The organism is Actinoplanes sp. NPDC024001 (assembly GCF_040638955.1).
Classification (GTDB): Bacteria; Actinomycetota; Actinomycetes; order Mycobacteriales; family Micromonosporaceae; genus Actinoplanes.
Genome location: NZ_JBEZZB010000091.1, coordinates 9,158 through 26,005 on the forward strand (window position 1 = coordinate 9,158; position 16,848 = coordinate 26,005).

Sequence of the window (16,848 nt, forward strand, 5' to 3'; positions counted from 1 at the left end):
GCCCGCCGCGGGGGGGGGGGGGGCCCCCCCCGCCCGGGCGCGCCCCAGGGCACGCGGGGGCGGCGCCGTCCTCAGCCGTTACGCTGCAGGGCTGTGCGTCAGCTCAGGTCAGCTGATGCCGGCCTCCGTGCAAGCCGCGGCGTAGGCGGCGGTGCACAGCTCTTCCTTGGTGACGAAACCGTCCGCGACGACGTCCTTGACGTTCGCCTTGGTGATCGACTGCGGGTCGAGCAGGACAGCCTTGACGTCCTTGTTCGACTCCGGGTCCTTCACCGTGTCGGTGGCGGTGGTCGGCGCCTGCTGCTTCGCCAGCGCGATCGCCAGCTCGGCGGCCGCGTCGGCCTCCTTCTTGATGGCCTTGTAGACCGTCATGCACTGGTCACCCGCGAGGATGTTCTGCAGGCCCTGAACGGTGGCGTCCTGGCCGGTCACCGGGACCTGGCCGTTCAGCTTGTTCTTCTTCAGCACCTGGATGGCCGCGTTGCCGAGGCCGTCGTTCGCCGCGAGGACGCCCTTGATTTCCTTGTTCGTGGTGAGCTGCTGCTCGAAGATGGTGCCCGCCTGGGTGTTGTCCCAGTCCGGAACCGACTCGTCCGGACCCTTGACGAACTCGCCCGAGTCGAACTTCGGCTTGAGCACCGAGTCGTAGCCCTGCTTGAAGAGGGTCGCGTTGTTGTCGGTGGGAGCACCGTTCAGGTACGCCACGACCGGCTTGGTGGCCTTCTTCTCGGCGAGGCAGTCGACCAGACCCTGGCCCTGCAGCTCGCCGACCTTCACGTTGTCGAACGACACGTAGTAGTCGGCGCCACCGTTGAGGGTGAGGCGGTCGTAGTCGATGGTCGCGATGCCGGCGTTCTTCGCCTTCTCCAGCACGGCCTTGCCGGTGCCGGAGTCGAGGTTGACGATCATCAGAACCTTGACGCCGCTGGCGATCATGCCCTCGGCGAGCGTCTGGAACTGGGCCTTGTCACCCTGCGCGTTCTGGATCTCGGCCTCGACGCCGGCCGCCTTGAAGGCGTCGGTGAGGTACTTCAGGTCGGCGGTCGCCCAGCGAGCGGAGCTCTTGGTGTCGGGCAGGATCACGCCGACCTTGCCGGCCGCCGAGCCGCTGTCGCCGCTGCTACCGCTGTCGTCGCCGTTGTCGCCGCATGCGGCGATACTTCCGGTGGCCATCAGGCCGACCGCGGCAAGGGCGAACAGTCCCTTACGCATTCCTTATGTCCTTTCGGGGGGTAAATCCGGGGCCTTGGTTCGGATTTGTCAGGGTCGCGTTGCCTGGGAGTACCGCTCCCCTGGGTGACGCCGATGGATCAGGAACCGGTTTGTTGTGCCCGGCAACGTATTCCCATGGTGGCCGACAACACAAGCCACAACCGAGGTCTATCTCGTAACGAGGGATAACAATCCGGCAACACGCCAGTGCTGGGAACGCTCACCAAGCGCCCGAAATGTCCGCGGAACGATCCCACAAGGTGACGCTACGTAATCTGTGTGCCGGATGGGACCGGAACCCCGAGATCAGCCTCGGATATGAGCCACGGTTGCGCCGGTGAGCCGGATCAGCTCCTCGGGCGCGAGCGACACCTGCAGGCCCCGGCGTCCCGCCGAGACGAAGATCACGTCCAGGCCGGCGGCCGACTCGTCGATCACCGTGGGCAGGCGCTTGCGCTGGCCCAGCGGGCTGATCCCACCGCGCACGTAACCACTGCTGCGCTCGGCCGCGGCCCGGTCGGCGAGCACCGCCCGCTTCCCGCCGGCCGCGGCGGCCAGCGCTTTCAGGTCGAGGTCGCCGGTGACCGGCACGACGCCCACCACGAGCCGCCCGTCAACCTCGGCGATCAGTGTCTTGAAGAGTTGCTCCGGCGCCACCGCCAGCGCCTCGGCCACCAGGGCGCCGTAGTTGGGGGCGTCCGGCGACACCTCGTACGGATGCAGGGTGTGCGCGACCCGCTGCGTGGTCAGCAAGACGGTGGCCGGCGTGCCGGCCGCTTTCTTGGCCATGCGCGCACGCTACGAGGTTGTGGTCAGAAGCGCGAGTGGCGCCCCGTCCACCCGGGTCAGCACCAGTCCCGCCGCGTGCGGCCCGGACAGCTTCAGGTCCTTGCGCAACTGGTCCGGCACCAGCGCCGAGCCGCGCTTGCGGATCTCCAGCCGGCCGACGCCCCGCTCCCGGAGCAGGGCCCGCAACCGCTTCAGCGAGAACGGCAGCACGTCGGTGACGCCGAGCCGCCGGGCGTACGGCGTGTCCACCGGCTCGTCGGTGTAGACGTAGGCGATCGAGGGATCGGCCAGCCGCCCGCCGATCGTGGCGGCGAACTCGGCCACCAGATGCGACCGGACCACCGCCGGGTCGGGGTCGTAGAGCCAGGCGCCGATCGGCCCGACCGGCGCCGTGTCGGTGCCCGAGCCGGTCAGCTCGACGGCGTCCGTGCCGAGCAGCGTGGCCCGGCGGGGCGCCGACGCCAGCGGCCCGCACCAGAACGCCGCCTCGACCAGATCTCCACCGACGCTCACCCACTCCCCCTCCGCGCCGGCCGGCAGCAGCCCGTGGTCGATGCCGGGGGCGAGCTTGAGCACGGTCCGCGGCACCCGCCCGGCCAGCCCGATGACGAAGTCCCAGGGCGGCGAGTACGCCTTCGGGTCGAACACCCGTCCCCGCCCGGCCTGCCGCCGCGCCGGGTCAGCGAAGACCGCGTCGTGACGCTCCACCTCCACGGTCGTCGCGTCGGCGCAGTCCACCGTGATCAGGTCGGCCAGCCCGGCGGCCTCGGCGTTCGCGGCGGCCATGGCGGCGGTCGCCGGGTCGGCGTCCACCGCGTGGACCCGGATGCCGTGCCGGGCCGCCGCCAGCGCGTCGGAGCCCAGCCCGCAGCCCAGGTCGGCGAGGGTCCGGACCCCAGCGGCGGCCAGACGCCGCGCGCGGCGGTCCGCGACCACGGCCCGGGTGGCCTGCTCCAGCCCGGCCCGGGTGAAGAACATCCGGGCCGCGTCCGGCCCGAACTTCATCGCCGCGCGCCCGCGCAAACTAGCCTGGGTCAAGGCGGCTGCGGCGAGCTCCGCGCCGATGCCCCGGGCCCGCATGGCCGAGGCCGCGGCGAGTGGCTCACCGTCGCCGATCTCGGCCGCCACGGCCAGGGCTTCCGCCCCTTCCGGGGTTCGCAACAACGACAACAGTTCCAGCGTCACATCAGGCATTCTCCCTGGCGTGACAGGTTGGCACTCTGGTTGACGGAGTGCTAGTTCCGGCATAGTCTCCGGTTAGCACTCTCAACATGAGGGTGCCAGCCGCCCGGCCCGTCCGTGCGGTTAGGCACCAGGCGGACCGGCACCCGCGACGACGGCCCCGCCCGGTGGCATGAGGCATTCAGACCGGCTGGCTCAAAGCCGGCGAAACCTGTACCCAGGAGGGTATGCCCGTGACTACCGCGACCAAGGTTGCGATCAAGCCGCTCGAGGACCGCATCGTGGTCCAGGCGAACGAGGCCGAGACCACCACGGCGTCGGGCATCGTGATCCCCGACACCGCGAAGGAGAAGCCGCAGGAGGGCACCGTCCTCGCTGTCGGCCCCGGCCGGATCGACGACAAGGGCAACCGCGTTCCGCTCGATGTCAAGGTCGGCGACGTGGTCCTCTACTCGAAGTACGGCGGCACCGAGGTCAAGTACGCCGGCGAGGAGTACCTGGTGCTCTCCGCCCGCGACGTCCTCGCGGTCATCGAGAAGTGACCTACTGACAGTGCTGACCGCCTCGGACCGGGTAACCGGTCCGGGGCGGTAGTGCGTGAAGGGACCATTCATGGCGAAGATCCTGAGTTTCTCCGACGACGCCCGGCACCTGCTGGAGCACGGCGTCAACACGCTCGCCGACACGGTCAAGGTCACCCTGGGGCCGCGCGGTCGCAACGTCGTCCTGGACAAGAAGTTCGGCGCTCCCACGATCACCAACGACGGCGTCACCATCGCCAAGGAGATCGAGCTCACCGATCCGTATGAGAACCTCGGCGCGCAGCTGGTCAAGGAGGTGGCGACCAAGACCAACGACGTCGCCGGCGACGGGACCACCACCGCGACCGTGCTCGCTCAGGCGCTGGTCCGCGAGGGTCTGCGCAACGTGACCGCGGGTGCCAACCCGATCGGTCTCAAGCGCGGCATGGACCAGGCCGCCGAGGCCGTCTCCAAGGCGCTGCTGGCGCAGGCCGTCGAGGTCGCCGACCACAAGGCGATCGCCAACGTGGCCACCATCTCGGCGCAGGACGCCACCATCGGCGAGCTGATCGCCGAGGCGATGGACCGGGTCGGCCGCGACGGTGTCATCACCGTCGAGGAGGGCTCGGCGCTGCAGACCGAGCTCGAGGTCACCGAGGGTCTCCAGTTCGACAAGGGCTTCATCTCCCCGAACTTCGTGACCGACGCCGAGGCGCAGGAGGCGGTGCTGGAGGACGCGCACATCCTCCTCACCACGCAGAAGATCTCCAGCATCGAGGAGCTGCTCCCGCTGCTGGAGAAGGTGCTGCAGACCGGCAAGCCGCTGCTGATCGTGGCCGAGGACGTCGAGGGCCAGGCGCTCTCCACCCTCGTGGTGAACTCGCTGCGCAAGACCATCAAGGTCGCCGCGGTGAAGGCGCCCGGCTTCGGTGACCGCCGCAAGGCGATCCTGCAGGACCTGGCGATCGCCACCGGTGGCGAGCTGATCGCCCCCGAGCTCGGTTACAAGCTCGACCAGGTCGGCATCGAGTCGCTGGGCAGCGCCCGGCGGATCGTCGTCGACAAGGAGAACACCACCATCGTCGACGGTGGCGGCAAGGCTGCCGAGGTCGCCGACCGGGTCGCGCAGATCCGCAAGGAGATCGAGGCGTCGGACTCCGACTGGGACCGCGAGAAGCTCTCGGAGCGGCTGGCCAAGCTCTCCGGCGGCGTTGCGGTGATCAAGGTCGGTGCCGCGACCGAGGTCGAGATGAAGGAGCGCAAGCACCGCATCGAGGACGCCATCGCGGCGACCAAGGCGGCGGTCGAGGAGGGCACCGTCCCCGGCGGTGGCGCCGCCCTCGCCCAGGTGGCCAAGGAGCTCGACGGCGGTCTCGGCCTGTCCGGCGAGGAGGCCATCGGCGTCAGCATCGTCCGCAAGGCGCTGGTGGAGCCGCTGCGCTGGATCGCGCAGAACGCCGGCCACGACGGCTATGTCGTGGTGGGCAAGGTCAACGAGCTGGGCTGGGGCCACGGCCTCAACGCGGCCACCGACGAGTACGTCGACCTGGCCGCGGCCGGCATCATCGACCCGGTGAAGGTGACCCGCAACGCGGTCTCCAACGCCGTCTCGATCGCCGGGCTGCTGCTAACCACCGAGAGCCTCGTGGTGGAGAAGCCGGCCGAGCCGGCCCCCGCCGCGGCCGGTGGGCACGGTCACGGGCACAGCCACGGTGGCCACGGCCACCAGCACGGCCCGGGCTTCTAGCCTTTCTGCGTGTGGATTTCGGGTGCGTACCGCACCCGAAATCCACACACTCGGTCGTCGTCGCCGCCCTGCCAGGAATGCCACAGGGCCGCGTAAGCGCCACCGGCCGCCACCAGCTCGTCGTGTGAGCCGAGCTCGACGATCCGGCCGTCCTCCACCACCGCCACCCGGTCCGCGTCGTGCGCCGAGAACAACCGGTGCGCGATCGCCACGACGGTGCGGCCCCGGACCACGGCCGCCAGCGACCGCTCCAGATCCCGGGCCGCCCGCGGGTCCAGCAGCGCGGTGGCCTCGTCGAGCACCAGCGTGTGCGGGTCGGCCAGGATCAGCCGGGCCAGCGCCACCTGCTGCGCCTGCGCCGGGGAGAGCGGACAGCCACCCGCGCCGACCACGGTGTCCAGCCCGTTCGGCAACTGGTCCACCCAACCCAGCGCGTGCACGGCGGTGAGCGCTGCCCGTACCTCTCCTTCCGGCACGCCGGGACGGGCCATCGCGACGTTGTCGCGCAGCGTGCCGATGAAGATGTGATGTTCCTGGGTGACCAGCGCGACCTCGGCGCGCAACCGCTCCGGCGGCAGCTCACCGAGCGGCACCCCACCGACCGTGACACTGCCGGCGGTGGGCTGGTGTACCCCGGCCAGCAACCGGCCCAGTGTGGACTTGCCGGCGCCGGAGACACCCACCACGGCCAGCCGCTCCCCCGGTTCCAGGGTCAGGTCGACGCCGTGCAGCACCTCCCGGTCGGCCTGGTAGGCGAAGTGGACACCGCGCACCTCGATCCGGCTGCCGACCGGTTCCGGGACGGTCGCCGGCATCGGCGCCGCCACCGCGGCGACCCCGAGCAGCCGCGCCAGCGAGGCGGCGCCCACCTCCAGCTCGTCCAGCCACCCGGAGAGCCGGTCCAGCGGGTCGACGAGCAACTGGACGTAGATCACCGCCGAGGTCAGCTGGCCCAGCGTCACCAGGCCGCGCAGGTTGAGCCAGCCGCCGTAGAGCAGGGTGACCACCACCGGCAGGACATAGCTGATCTCGATCATCGGCCACCAGACCGTGCGCAGGAACAACGTGTACCGCTCGGCCAGCCATGACCGGCGCAGGTCAGCGTCGGTACGGTCGATGCGCTGCCGCTGGCGCCCGAGCGCCTCCACGGTCCGCGCACCCTCCACCGTCTCGGTCAGCCCCTCGGTGACGTCCGAGTACGCCGCGTTCTGCCGCAGATAGGCGACCGGCGCCCGGCGCAGGTACCACCGCGTGCCGATCACCATGATCGGCACCCCGACCAGCAGCGGCACCACGAACACCGGGCTGACCAGCAGCAGCGCGACGACCACGAGAACCAGCGTGATCAGCGCGATCATCGTCTCCGGCACCGCGAACCGAACGCACTTCGACAGCGCGTCCACATCGCGCGTGGTGCGGGTGAGCAGGTCACCCGTGCCGGCCGACTCCACTGTGGCCAGCGGCAGGGTGAGGACCCGGCAGAGGAACTCCTCGCGGAGCCGGGCCAGGATCCGCTCCCCCAGCCGGGCCGAGGCGAGATAGGCGAAGCGGGTCAGGATCCCCTGCAGCACCACGAATCCGGCGATGGTGAAGGTGAGCCGGTCCAGAGCCCGGACGCCGGCGCCGACGCGGATGGCCTCCACCAGGTTGCCGAGCAGGCGCGGACCGGCCAGAGCCGCCAGCGCCGCGGCGACGTGCAGGCCGACGGTCGCCCGGAACAGGCCGGGGTATCGGCGGACCAGGTCGCGCGCGTACCGGCGGACCTGCGCGGAGTCCGCCACCGGCAACGCGCAGCTCACGGCTGCTCCTCACGCAGCACCATCCGGGCGTACCGCGGCTGGGTCCGCAGCAGATCGCGATGCGTGCCGGTCGCCACCATCCGGCCGGACTCGACGTAACAGACCCGGTCGACCCGGTTCAGCATCAGCGGGCTCGACGTGCAGATCACCGTGGTACGCCCGGCCCGCGCCGACCGCAGCCCGGCGGCGATCCGGGACTCGGTGTGCGCGTCCACCGCGTTCGTGGGCTCGACCAGGATCAGGATCTCCGGGTCGGCGACCAGGGCCCGGGCCAGCCGCAACCGCTGCTGCTGGCCGCCGGAGAAGGACCGGCCGCGTTCGTCGACGATGCTCTTCAGACCGTCGGGCAGGTCAGCGACGATGTCGGTCGCGGCCGCCGTGTCCAGGGCCGCCTTCAGGGTGCCCCGGTCGTCCGGGTCCAGGTCGGCGTGCAGCCGGCCGGAGAAGAGCCGTGCCTCGTTGTCGGCCACCAGGATCCGGTCACGGACCCACTGCAGGGCCGACTCGGTCAGCGGGACGCCGCCGAGGGTGCCGCCGTTCGCATACCGGCCCAGCCGGTCGGCGATCCGGGCCGCGTCCGCCGGGTCGGCCGCGACGATCGCGGTGAGCCGCCCGGGCAGGATCAGCACGCCGGACTCGGGGTCGGCCAGCTCGCCGGCCGGCAGCGGGACCGGGGAGACCGGATCCGTCAGGTCGGTGCGGACGCCGAGCATCGCCACCACCCGGCGGGCCGAGACGTGGCCCCTGGTCACCTTGTCGATCGCGTCGGTGAGCTGCCGCAGCGGGGCCACCAGAAACGCCGCGTAGGCGTAGAAAGACACGAACTCACCAACGGTGATCTTGCCGGCCGCGGCGTACCGGGCGCCGAGCAACGTGACGAGAACCAGGAGCAGGCCCTGCATCAGTACCTGCGCCGCCTCCAGCAGCGCCTCCACCCGGGCCGTGTGCACACCGGCGGTGCGCAGCTCCTGCGACTCCTTGCAGTAGCGGCTCGCCAGCAGCGCCTCACCGCCGACACCACGCAGCACCCGTAGCCCGGAGACCAGGTCGGCGGCGCGGCCGGTCAGGCGCCCCTGTCTCTCCCGGTAAGCCTGCTGACGGTGGTGCAGCGGACGGATCAGCAGGCCGACCACCAGCATCAGCAGCGGCACGCCGAGCACCACGATCAGGCCGAGTGGGACCGACGTACGCAACAACACGACGCTGACCGTGACGACCGCGAGGAGAGCGCCGACGCCCCGGGAGACGGTGTCGACGGAGGCGCCGATGTGCGTGATGTCGGAGGTGCCGATCGCCACCACCTCACCGGCGTCGAGCCGCCGGGGCAGGGTGGAGCCGAGCCGGTTGGCCTGGCGCACCACCACCTGCACCGTACGGAACGAGGCCCCCAGCCAGTTGACCACGGCGAACCGATGCCGGCTGATACCCGCGACCGCCTGGGCGACGCCGACCCCGAGCAGGATCGCCACCCAGCCCAGCAGGGTCCGCCACTGACCGTCAGCGGCCGCGTCGACGGCGAGCCCGACCACCGCCGGAGCCAGCGCCTGACAGCCCATCCAGCCGATCGCGAGCAGCGCCGCGGCCGCCACCGTCAGACGGGACCGCCGGATCAACCAGAACAGGTATCGCAGGGCGGAACGGGAGTCGGGCCGGCCGGGATCCGGCACGGGCAACGAACCTTTTCCCATCGGCCATCGCGCCCGGCGGCGCCGCACCGTCGACCGCCGCCAGGTGCTGCCGGCACCGCCACGTGGAAAAGGTTTCAGTATTCGCATCAGGCCCCGACGGTAAAGCCGAGGTGCCCTGACTGCGACCGCTCATCGATCGACGGGCGTGAAATCCCAGACGTGTGGAGTGCGTGCTACCAGCTTTTCCGGCGGTGTCGGCATGCTCTGCGGAGTGTTGCGCCATTTGGTGATGACGACGATGCGATGATCCGTGGACGAATAGACGTCACTCGACACATGTTGTGGCAGGACCTCCAAGCCAGGCACCGCTGTGTCGCAGACCCAGGCCAGCAGCTCATCGAAGCCACCGCGCGAGGCCCGCACCTCCCACATCCGAGCGATCATTGACGCTTCCTACCCCGGCACGCTGACCGCGGTCAAACCCATCGCGGAATCCGCCGGCAGATCGAGACGGCTCGGCGCGACGCCGGCCGCGACGAGATGCGAGCCGAGCGCCGCGACCATCGCACCGTTGTCGGTGCACAGCTGCGGGCGGGGCACCCGCACCGTGATCCCGTGCCTGGCGGCCCGCTCCTCGGCGAGCACCCGCAGCCGCGAGTTCGCCGCCACGCCACCGCCGATCACCAGGGTCCGCACCCCGCTGGTCCGGCAGGCGTCGATCGCCTTGGCGGTGAGAACGTCGCAGACGGCTTCCTGGAAGCTCGCCGAGACGTCGGCCACCGGCACCGGCTCACCGGCCCGCTCCCGGCTCTCCACCCAGCGGGCGACCGCGGTCTTCAGGCCGGAGAACGAGAAGTCGAACCGGTGCGCCGCGAGGTCCTTGGGCGCGGTGAGCCCACGGGGGAAGGCGATCGACAGGCGATCGCCGTCGCGGGCCGTCCGGTCGATGACCGGGCCGCCCGGGAAGCCGAGCCCCAGCAGGCGGGCCACCTTGTCGAACGCCTCGCCGGCCGCGTCGTCGATGGTCGCGCCGAGCGGGGTGACACCCGCGGTCAGGTCGTCGACCAGCAGCAGCGACGAGTGCCCGCCGGAGACCAGCATCGCCACCGCCGGCTCGGGCAGCGGCCCGTGCTCCAGGGTGTCCACCGCGACGTGCGCGGCCAGGTGGTTGACCCCGTAGATCGGTTTCTCGGCGGCGAGCGCGTAACCCTTGGCGGCCGCGACGCCGACCAGCAGCGCACCCGCCAGGCCCGGCCCGCTGGTGACCGCGATCGCGTCGACGTCGGCCAGCGTCACGCCGGCCTCGTCGAGCGCCCGCTGCATGGTCGGGACCAGCGCTTCCAGGTGCGCCCGGCTCGCCACCTCGGGCACCACGCCACCGAACCGGGCGTGCTGATCCACACTGGACGCCAGCGCGTCGGCGAGCAGGGTGTGCCCGCGCACGATGCCGACACCGGTCTCGTCGCAGGAGGTCTCGATCCCGAGCACCAGGGGTTCGTCAGGCATCGCGCATCATCACCGGGGCATCCCGTTCCATCACCAAGGCATCGGTGTTACTGGGTTGGTAGTAGCCACGCCGGATCCCGACGGGCTCGAAGTCGTAGGTCGCGTAAAGCTTCTGTGCGGCGGCGTTGTCGACCGCCACCTCGAGCAGTGTCTTGCGCACCCCGCGCCGGGCCGCCTCGGCGAGCAGATCCTCGAGCAGTAGCCTGCCGATGCCGCGCCGATGCGCGTCCCGCCGGACCGCGATGTTCTGCACCCACGACTCGTGACTGTCCACGACGGACATCCCGGCATAGCCGAGCACCGGCCCGCCCGGCTCGTCGACCGCGACCCGATAGAAGTGCCGCTGCGCGAGCTCGTTCCAGAACATCGCGGCGGACCATTTCTCGGCGCCGAACAGGTCCTCCTCGATCGGCAGCACCTCGTCGATGTGCCACCAGCGGAGTCTCTCGACCAGCATCAGGTCAGCACCGGCTTCCGCCCGGCCGGCTCGACCGCGTCGGGACGGCGCAGGTAGAGCGGGGTGAGCACCTCGCTCGGCGCGGCGTCGCGGATCCGCGGCGCCGCGATCGCGACCAGGGCGGCGCCGGGCGGGTAGAGCAGGTGCTCCTCCACCGGCAGGCCGAAGACGTCCCCGTATTTCAGGGCGCCCTCACCGCAGGCCCGATCGGGAGCGTGGTGATTCGTGGTGTGATCCGCACCCGAGGTCACCACCGTGCTCGCCGCGGCCGCCAGCGCCGCCGGCACGTCGGCCGGACGCGCAACCTCCGGGCCGAAGACCCGCTCGCCGTCCACATAGGTCGCGAAATACACCTCGCGGCGCCGCGCGTCGGTCGCCACCAGCACCCGCCCCGGACCGGCCGCCCGGCCCAGCGCGTCCAGCGAGCACACGCCGTAGGTCGGGATGCCGAGCGCCTGGCCCATGCTCGCCGCCGTGGCGAGCCCGACACGGAGCCCGGTGAACGGGCCGGGACCGACGCCCGCGACGATCGCGCGCAGGTCACGCGGGCGCACCCCGGCCTCGGCCAGGGCGGCGGCGATCTCCGGCGCGAGTTTCTCCCCGTGCGCGCGCGGGTCGACGGTCCGCTGCTCGACGACGCCGAACAGACCGTCGTCGGTGACTTCGACCAGCGCCGCCGTCGACGCGGGCGTAGCGGTGTCCAGAGCGAGAACCAGCACAGCCGAACCCTAGACCGTGGCCCGCGGGTCCCAGTCGATGACCGGCCGACCGCCGTCCGCCAGCGCCTTGTTGGCCGCGCTGAACGGCCGGCTGCCGAGGAAACCGACCCGGTTGAGCGGGCTCGGGTGGCCCGCCTCCAGCACCACGTGCGCCGGGTTGGTGACCAGCGCCGCCTTCTTCCGGGCGTAGCTGCCCCAGAGCAGGAAGACGACCCGGTCGTGGCGCTCGTTCAGCGCCCGGATGGTGGCGTCGGTGAAGGCCTCCCAGCCCTTACCCCCGTGCGAGCCGGCCTTGCCGGCGCGGACCGTCAGCACCGCGTTGAGCAGCAGCACGCCCTGCCGGGCCCAGCCGGTCAGGTCGCCGCTGACCGGCTTGGGAACGTTGAGGTCCTCGTTGAGCTCCTTGAAGACGTTGCCCAGCGACGGCGGCTTGCGGACCCCGTCGCGCACGCTGAAGCTCAGCCCGTGCGCCTGGCCCGGACCGTGATAGGGGTCCTGGCCGAGGATCAGCACCCGGGTCTCGGCCGGCAGGCACAGCCGGTAGGCCGCGAACAGGTCCTCCACCGGCGGGTAGATCGTCTGGCTCGCGTATTCCGCGGCGACGAACTCGCCCAGCGCGGCCGTCGCGCCCTCGTCGAGGAAGGGGGTCAGCTCGGCCCGCCACTCGGCCGGCAGCAGCTCGGTCAGGTTCACATGGTCTCCAGTCGGTGTGCCCAGTCGCCGCCGTGCGGCACGAGCTCGATCACTCGGGTGTCGTCGTCCAGACGGTCGATCCGGACCTGTAGATATTCGTCGTTGAGCTGCTCCACCAGACCGGCGCCCCACTCGACGACGGTCACCGCGTCCTCGGCCGAGGCGTCCAGGTCCAGGTCGTCGATCTCGGCGCGTGGGTCGGGGCGCTCGCCCAACCGGTACGCGTCGGCGTGCACCAGCGGCAGCGGCCCGCGGTGCACCCGGGCGATCACGAAGGTCGGCGAGGTGATCGGCCCCTGCACGCCCAGCCCCGCGCCGATGCCCTGCACCAGGGCGGTCTTGCCGGCGCCGAGCGGCCCGGTGAGCAGCACCAGGTCGCCGGCCCGCAGCACACCGGCCAGCCGCCGGCCGAACTCGCGGGTGTCGTCGACGGTCCTCAGCTTCACGAGATCTTCTCCAGGAACGGGATCAGCGCGGCGTTGACCTGGTCGGCCTTCTCCAGCATCACCACGTGGCCACTGTTCTCGATCTTCAACAGCTCGGCCTCGGGAAGGTGCTTGAGGATCTCCTCGGAGTGGGTGACCGGGGTCAGATAGTCACGGTCACCGACCACCACCAGCACCGGCACGCCGCGCAGCGCGGACAGCGCCGGGACGCGGTTGTGGGTGTAGAGGGTCTGCAGGTATTTCGTCAGCGTCTCCACCGACGTCTTGGAGTTCATGCTCTCCACGAAGGTGACCAACGACGGACTCGGCTTGGCCTCACCGAACCCGTAGCGCCGGGTGAGCAGCCAGGCCAGGTCGGACGAGGCCACCCGGGCCCGGTCGATGGTGCCGCCGCCGAGCTGGGCCGCCCTGTCCCAGAGCGGGAAGAAGGGCGCGCTGACCCGGGCCACCACGTTGGTCAGGCCCAGCCGGGCCTTGTCGAAAAGCCCCGCCGAGGTGGACATCAGCACCACCCCGGTGACCCGGTTGCCGAACCATTCCGGGTACTGCTCGGCGAAGGCCATGATGGTCATGCCACCCATCGAGTGGCCGACCAGGATGATGTGCCCGTCCGGCACGGTCTCCTCGAGCACCGCGGCGAGCGAGCGGCCCAGCGCGGCGATGTCGTAGGTGCCCGATTTCAGCTTGCCGGACCGGCCGTGCCCAGGCTGGTCGTAGAAGACCAGCCGCTGCTCGGCCCGCTCGGCGAGCGCCTTGCGCTGGAAGTAGAAGGTCCCCATGTCCAGCGCGAAGCCGTGCACGAAGACGATGGTGGGCCGGTCGGTCGGCTCCCGCGGCTCGACGATCTCGACGCGCAGGTGGGTGCCGTCGGCCTCGGTGACCGTCAGCTCCCGGTCGTAGGGCTGGTCGCCGAAGGGCTCGTCGACATAGGGATCCCCGGGGGCCTTGACCGAGCGGCGGACCAGAGCCCGCTCGACGGCGAAGGCGGTAGCCAGACCGGCCGCGGCGACACCGACCGCGGCCCCGAATATGCCCGCCCGTTTGGCGGCACGCGAACGCTTCACGCGAGCTCCCCGTCGTAGTGCCGGGGCACCCGGCTGCTTCCGAACCGCGTGACGATCTCGTAGTTGATCGTCCCGGTGGCGGCGGCCCAGTCGTCGGCCGTCGGCTCACCGTGGGTGCCCGGGCCGAACAGGGTGGCCACGTCCCCGGCCACCACCGGCTCGTCACCGACGTCGACCACCACCTGATCCATGCAGACCCGGCCGGCGATGCGGGCGACCGTGCCGCCGATCAGCACCGGGCCGGCGCTGGAGGCGTGCCGGGGCACACCGTCGCCATAGCCCAGCGGGACCACGGCGAGCGTGGTCTCCCGCGGCGTGACGTAGGTCAGCCCGTAGGACACGCCCTGGCCGGCCGGGACCCGCTTGGTCAGCGTCACCCGGGCCCGGGCGGTCATCGCCGGCCGCAGCCCGAAGGTCTCCCCGGCCACGGGCGACAGCCCATAGGCCGCGATGCCGACGCGCACCAGGTTGAAGTGGGCGTCCGGCCGGATCAGCGTGGCGGCCGAGTTGGCGATGTGCCGGTAACGCGGGGTGATGCCCCAGCGCTCGGCCAGGGCCAGCCCCTCGGTGAAGACGGCCAGCTGCCGGTCCACCGACTCGTGCCCCGGCTCGTCGGCGCAGGCGAAGTGACTCCACACACCGACCACCTCGACGTGCCCGTCGGCCTGCGCCTTGGCCGCCGCCTCCAGCAGGGCCGGCCACTCGTCGGGAGTGGCGCCGCCGCGGGCCAGGCCGGTGTCGAGCTTGAGGTGCACCCGGGCCGTGCGACCGGCCCGGCGCCCGGCAGCGACCACCTCGTCGAGCAGGGCCGGCGTGGCCGCGCTCAGATCGATGTCGGCCGCGACGCCCTGCTCCAGGGGCAACCCCGGGCTGAGCAGCCAGGCCAGGATCGGCGCGTCGATGCCGGCCCGGCGCACCTCCAGACCCTCCTCGAGGGTGGCCACGCCGAGCCAGGTGGCGCCGCCCGCGAGGGCCGCGCGGGCCGACGGCACCATGCCGTGCCCATATCCATCCGCCTTGACCGCCACCAGCACCTCGGCCGAGGTGCGGGCGCGCAGCATCGCGACGTTGTCCCGGATCGCGTCCAGATCGACGCGGACTTCGGCCTGCCACATGCCTTCCACCCTACTGAGGCGTATGACAATTCCGGTCCGGGCCGGTCACCCCAGCAGATCGGCCAGGACCGGCCGGAGCGCGGCGGCCACGTCCGGTGCGGTCACCGGCCCGTCCAGGGCCGCCCGCCGCCCGGCCAGCCCGTGCACGTAGGCCGCCATCGCAGCGGCGCGCGCCGGCGGCAGGCCGGCCGCCAGCAGCGATCCGAGCAGACCGGCCAGCACGTCGCCGCTGCCGGCGGTGGCCAGCGCCGGGCTCCCGGTCGGGTTCGCCCAGATCTCCCCGCCCGGCGTCGCCACGATCGTCCGGTCGCCCTTGAGCAGCACCACCGCGTTGGTCCAGGCGGCCAGCCGGGCCGCCGCCCCGGCCCGGTCCGCGCCGGGCGCCTCGCCGGCCAGCCGCTTGAACTCGCCGTCGTGCGGGGTGAGCACCAGCGGGGCGTCACGGCGCAGGTCCTCGGCGTGTTCGCCGCCGACCAGCAGGGTGATGGCGTCCGCGTCGAGCAGCACCGGCAGCGGGGTGGCCAGGACACTGCGCAGCTCGGTCCGTGCCTCCTCGCCGGTGCCCAGCCCGGAGCCGCAGACCCAGGCCTGCACCCGGCCCGCCTCGGCGACGCGGGGCGCGACCACCACGGACGGGTGAGCGCGAACCACCTCCTGGTGGGCGCTGCCGGCGTAGCGGACCATCCCGGCCGGTCCGGCCAGGGCGCCGGCGCTGGAGAGCAGGGCCGCACCCGGGTAGCGCGCCGAGCCGGTCGCCAGGCCGACCACGCCACGGGTGTACTTGTCCGAGGTCACCCCGGGGCGGGGCCACCACGCGGCCACGTCGGCCGCCTCGACCACCCGGACCGCCGGGTCGGTGACCAGCACCGGGCCGAGGCCGATGTCGACCAGCTCGACCTCGCCGCAGCGCACCGCGGCCGGGCCCAGCAGGTGTGCCGGCTTGAGGCAGCCGAACGTGACGGTGACGTCGGCGGTCACCGCCTCGCCGGGGACGTCGCCGGTGTCCACGGCCACGCCGCTCGGCACGTCGACGGCCACGATGAGGGCGGGCTCACCCGTACGCCCGCGAAGTGTGCCGAGCTCGCGCACGACGGCCGCGGCCGGCTCGCGCAGGCCGCCGCTCGCCCCGATCCCGACGATCCCGTCCAGCACCAGATCGGCGCGCGTGGGCAGGTCGCGGGTGGTGAAGCCGCCGGCCGCGCGCAGCGCGGCCAGGCCGGCCAGATGGACCCGCTCCGGGGTGAGCAGCAGGGCCCGCACCTGCGCGCCGCGGCGGGCCAGGGCAGCTCCCGCATAGAGGGTGTCGCCGCCGTTGTCACCGCTGCCGACCAGCAGCAGCACCCGGGAGCCGTAGACGCCGCCGGCCGCGTCCAGCAGCAGCGCGCAGCGCCGGGCCAGCCCGGCGGCGGCCCGCTGCATCAGCGTGCCCTCCGGGAGCTGGGCCATCAGCGTCTTCTCCGCCGCCCGGACGTCCGCGACCCGCCACGCCTGCCGCATGCTGCTCTCCCGTTCGCTCAGGCCTCGGCGACCACCATCGCGGAGGCGATGCCGCCGTCGTGCGACAGCGACAGGTGCCACCGGTTGATACCCCGCTCGGTCGCCGCCGCGGCGACCGTACCGGAGACGGTCAACCACGGCCGCCCGTCCGGATCGGTGACGATCTCGCAGTCGTGCCAGCGCAGGCCGATCGGTGCGCCCAGCGCCTTGGCCACCGCCTCCTTGGCCGCGAACCGGCCGGCCAGCGACTCCGCCGAGCGTGGGTTCCCCGAACCGGTGAGCCGCTCGGCCTCGGTGAACAGCCGGTCCGCGAGCAGCGGGGTCCGGTCCAGAGCGCGGGCGAAGCGGTCCACCAGGACGACGTCAATGCCGACAGACACGATCACACCGGTCACCCTAGCCGGGTTTCCGGCGGCTTTCCCAAGGTCAACCCCGCTTGGCGTACGCCCACCGCACGGCACCGCCCTATCAGC

Annotated in this window: 17 protein-coding genes; 2 read left to right on the top strand and 15 right to left on the bottom strand. The window is 72.0% G+C overall.

The features are described 5' to 3' along the window. Window positions 1-108: 108 nt before the first annotated feature. The 3 genes from AB0F81_RS30585 to AB0F81_RS30595 all read right to left on the bottom strand — a co-directional run bounded on the left by AB0F81_RS30585 (window position 109) and on the right by AB0F81_RS30595 (window position 3,186). A complete protein-coding gene (locus tag AB0F81_RS30585; protein WP_360202802.1) occupies window positions 109-1,212 on the bottom strand; it encodes a substrate-binding domain-containing protein in 1,104 nt (367 codons plus the stop codon). A gap of 306 nt (window positions 1,213-1,518) precedes the next feature. Further along, window positions 1,519-2,001 carry a Cys-tRNA(Pro) deacylase gene (gene ybaK / locus AB0F81_RS30590; protein WP_360202804.1) on the bottom strand — a complete coding sequence of 161 codons (483 nt, stop codon included), beginning with the start codon at window positions 1,999-2,001 and terminating at the stop codon, window positions 1,519-1,521. Window positions 2,002-2,010: 9 nt separating this feature from the next. Continuing rightward, window positions 2,011-3,186: a methyltransferase domain-containing protein gene (locus tag AB0F81_RS30595; protein WP_360202806.1), complete on the bottom strand. Its 1,176-nt coding sequence runs from the start codon at window positions 3,184-3,186 to the stop codon at window positions 2,011-2,013. 224 nt (window positions 3,187-3,410) lie between these two features. On the opposite strand from AB0F81_RS30595, the gene groES reads away from it, so the two are divergent. Continuing rightward, complete coding sequence (gene groES / locus AB0F81_RS30600) at window positions 3,411-3,725, top strand: co-chaperone GroES (RefSeq protein ID WP_014440794.1); 315 nt, start codon at window positions 3,411-3,413, stop codon at window positions 3,723-3,725. Between the two features lie 70 nt (window positions 3,726-3,795). Next, window positions 3,796-5,451: a chaperonin GroEL gene (groL, locus tag AB0F81_RS30605; protein WP_360202808.1), complete on the top strand. Its 1,656-nt coding sequence runs from the start codon at window positions 3,796-3,798 to the stop codon at window positions 5,449-5,451. Here the strand turns inward: groL and AB0F81_RS30610 are convergent. From AB0F81_RS30610 to AB0F81_RS30665, 12 genes are all read right to left on the bottom strand, one after another. Beyond that, entirely contained in the window at window positions 5,448-7,250 is a 1,803-nt protein-coding gene (locus AB0F81_RS30610; protein WP_360202810.1) for an ABC transporter ATP-binding protein, read from the bottom strand. The two genes, groL and AB0F81_RS30610, sit on opposite strands and share 4 nt — an antisense overlap. Further along, a complete protein-coding gene (locus AB0F81_RS30615; protein ID WP_360202812.1) occupies window positions 7,247-8,938 on the bottom strand; it encodes an ABC transporter ATP-binding protein in 1,692 nt (563 codons plus the stop codon). Before AB0F81_RS30615 ends, AB0F81_RS30610 begins: the two co-directional genes overlap by 4 nt. Window positions 8,939-9,067: 129 nt before the next feature. Beyond that, window positions 9,068-9,322, bottom strand: a complete 255-nt coding sequence (locus AB0F81_RS30620; protein WP_360202814.1) for a hypothetical protein — start codon at window positions 9,320-9,322, stop codon at window positions 9,068-9,070. 9 nt (window positions 9,323-9,331) lie between these two features. Beyond that, a complete protein-coding gene (gene tsaD / locus AB0F81_RS30625; protein ID WP_360202815.1) occupies window positions 9,332-10,384 on the bottom strand; it encodes a tRNA (adenosine(37)-N6)-threonylcarbamoyltransferase complex transferase subunit TsaD in 1,053 nt (350 codons plus the stop codon). Then, window positions 10,377-10,841 carry a ribosomal protein S18-alanine N-acetyltransferase gene (gene rimI, locus AB0F81_RS30630; protein ID WP_360202817.1) on the bottom strand — a complete coding sequence of 155 codons (465 nt, stop codon included), beginning with the start codon at window positions 10,839-10,841 and terminating at the stop codon, window positions 10,377-10,379. Before rimI ends, tsaD begins: the two co-directional genes overlap by 8 nt. Beyond that, window positions 10,841-11,560 carry a tRNA (adenosine(37)-N6)-threonylcarbamoyltransferase complex dimerization subunit type 1 TsaB gene (gene tsaB / locus AB0F81_RS30635; protein ID WP_360202818.1) on the bottom strand — a complete coding sequence of 240 codons (720 nt, stop codon included), beginning with the start codon at window positions 11,558-11,560 and terminating at the stop codon, window positions 10,841-10,843. Before tsaB ends, rimI begins: the two co-directional genes overlap by 1 nt. Before the next feature lie 9 nt (window positions 11,561-11,569). Continuing rightward, entirely contained in the window at window positions 11,570-12,253 is a 684-nt protein-coding gene (gene ung, locus AB0F81_RS30640; RefSeq protein ID WP_360202820.1) for a uracil-DNA glycosylase, read from the bottom strand. Next, a complete protein-coding gene (gene tsaE, locus AB0F81_RS30645; RefSeq protein WP_360202822.1) occupies window positions 12,250-12,699 on the bottom strand; it encodes a tRNA (adenosine(37)-N6)-threonylcarbamoyltransferase complex ATPase subunit type 1 TsaE in 450 nt (149 codons plus the stop codon). The genes ung and tsaE overlap by 4 nt, the downstream gene beginning before the upstream one ends. After that, window positions 12,696-13,763, bottom strand: coding sequence for an alpha/beta hydrolase (locus tag AB0F81_RS30650; protein WP_360202823.1), 1,068 nt, complete (start codon window positions 13,761-13,763; stop codon window positions 12,696-12,698). The genes tsaE and AB0F81_RS30650 overlap by 4 nt, the downstream gene beginning before the upstream one ends. Beyond that, window positions 13,760-14,878 carry an alanine racemase gene (alr, locus tag AB0F81_RS30655; RefSeq protein WP_360202824.1) on the bottom strand — a complete coding sequence of 373 codons (1,119 nt, stop codon included), beginning with the start codon at window positions 14,876-14,878 and terminating at the stop codon, window positions 13,760-13,762. The genes AB0F81_RS30650 and alr overlap by 4 nt, the downstream gene beginning before the upstream one ends. Before the next feature lie 45 nt (window positions 14,879-14,923). Further along, a complete protein-coding gene (locus AB0F81_RS30660; RefSeq protein ID WP_360202826.1) occupies window positions 14,924-16,375 on the bottom strand; it encodes an NAD(P)H-hydrate dehydratase in 1,452 nt (483 codons plus the stop codon). A gap of 17 nt (window positions 16,376-16,392) precedes the next feature. Then, entirely contained in the window at window positions 16,393-16,761 is a 369-nt protein-coding gene (locus AB0F81_RS30665) for a holo-ACP synthase (RefSeq protein WP_360202827.1), read from the bottom strand. Window positions 16,762-16,848 lie beyond the last annotated feature (87 nt).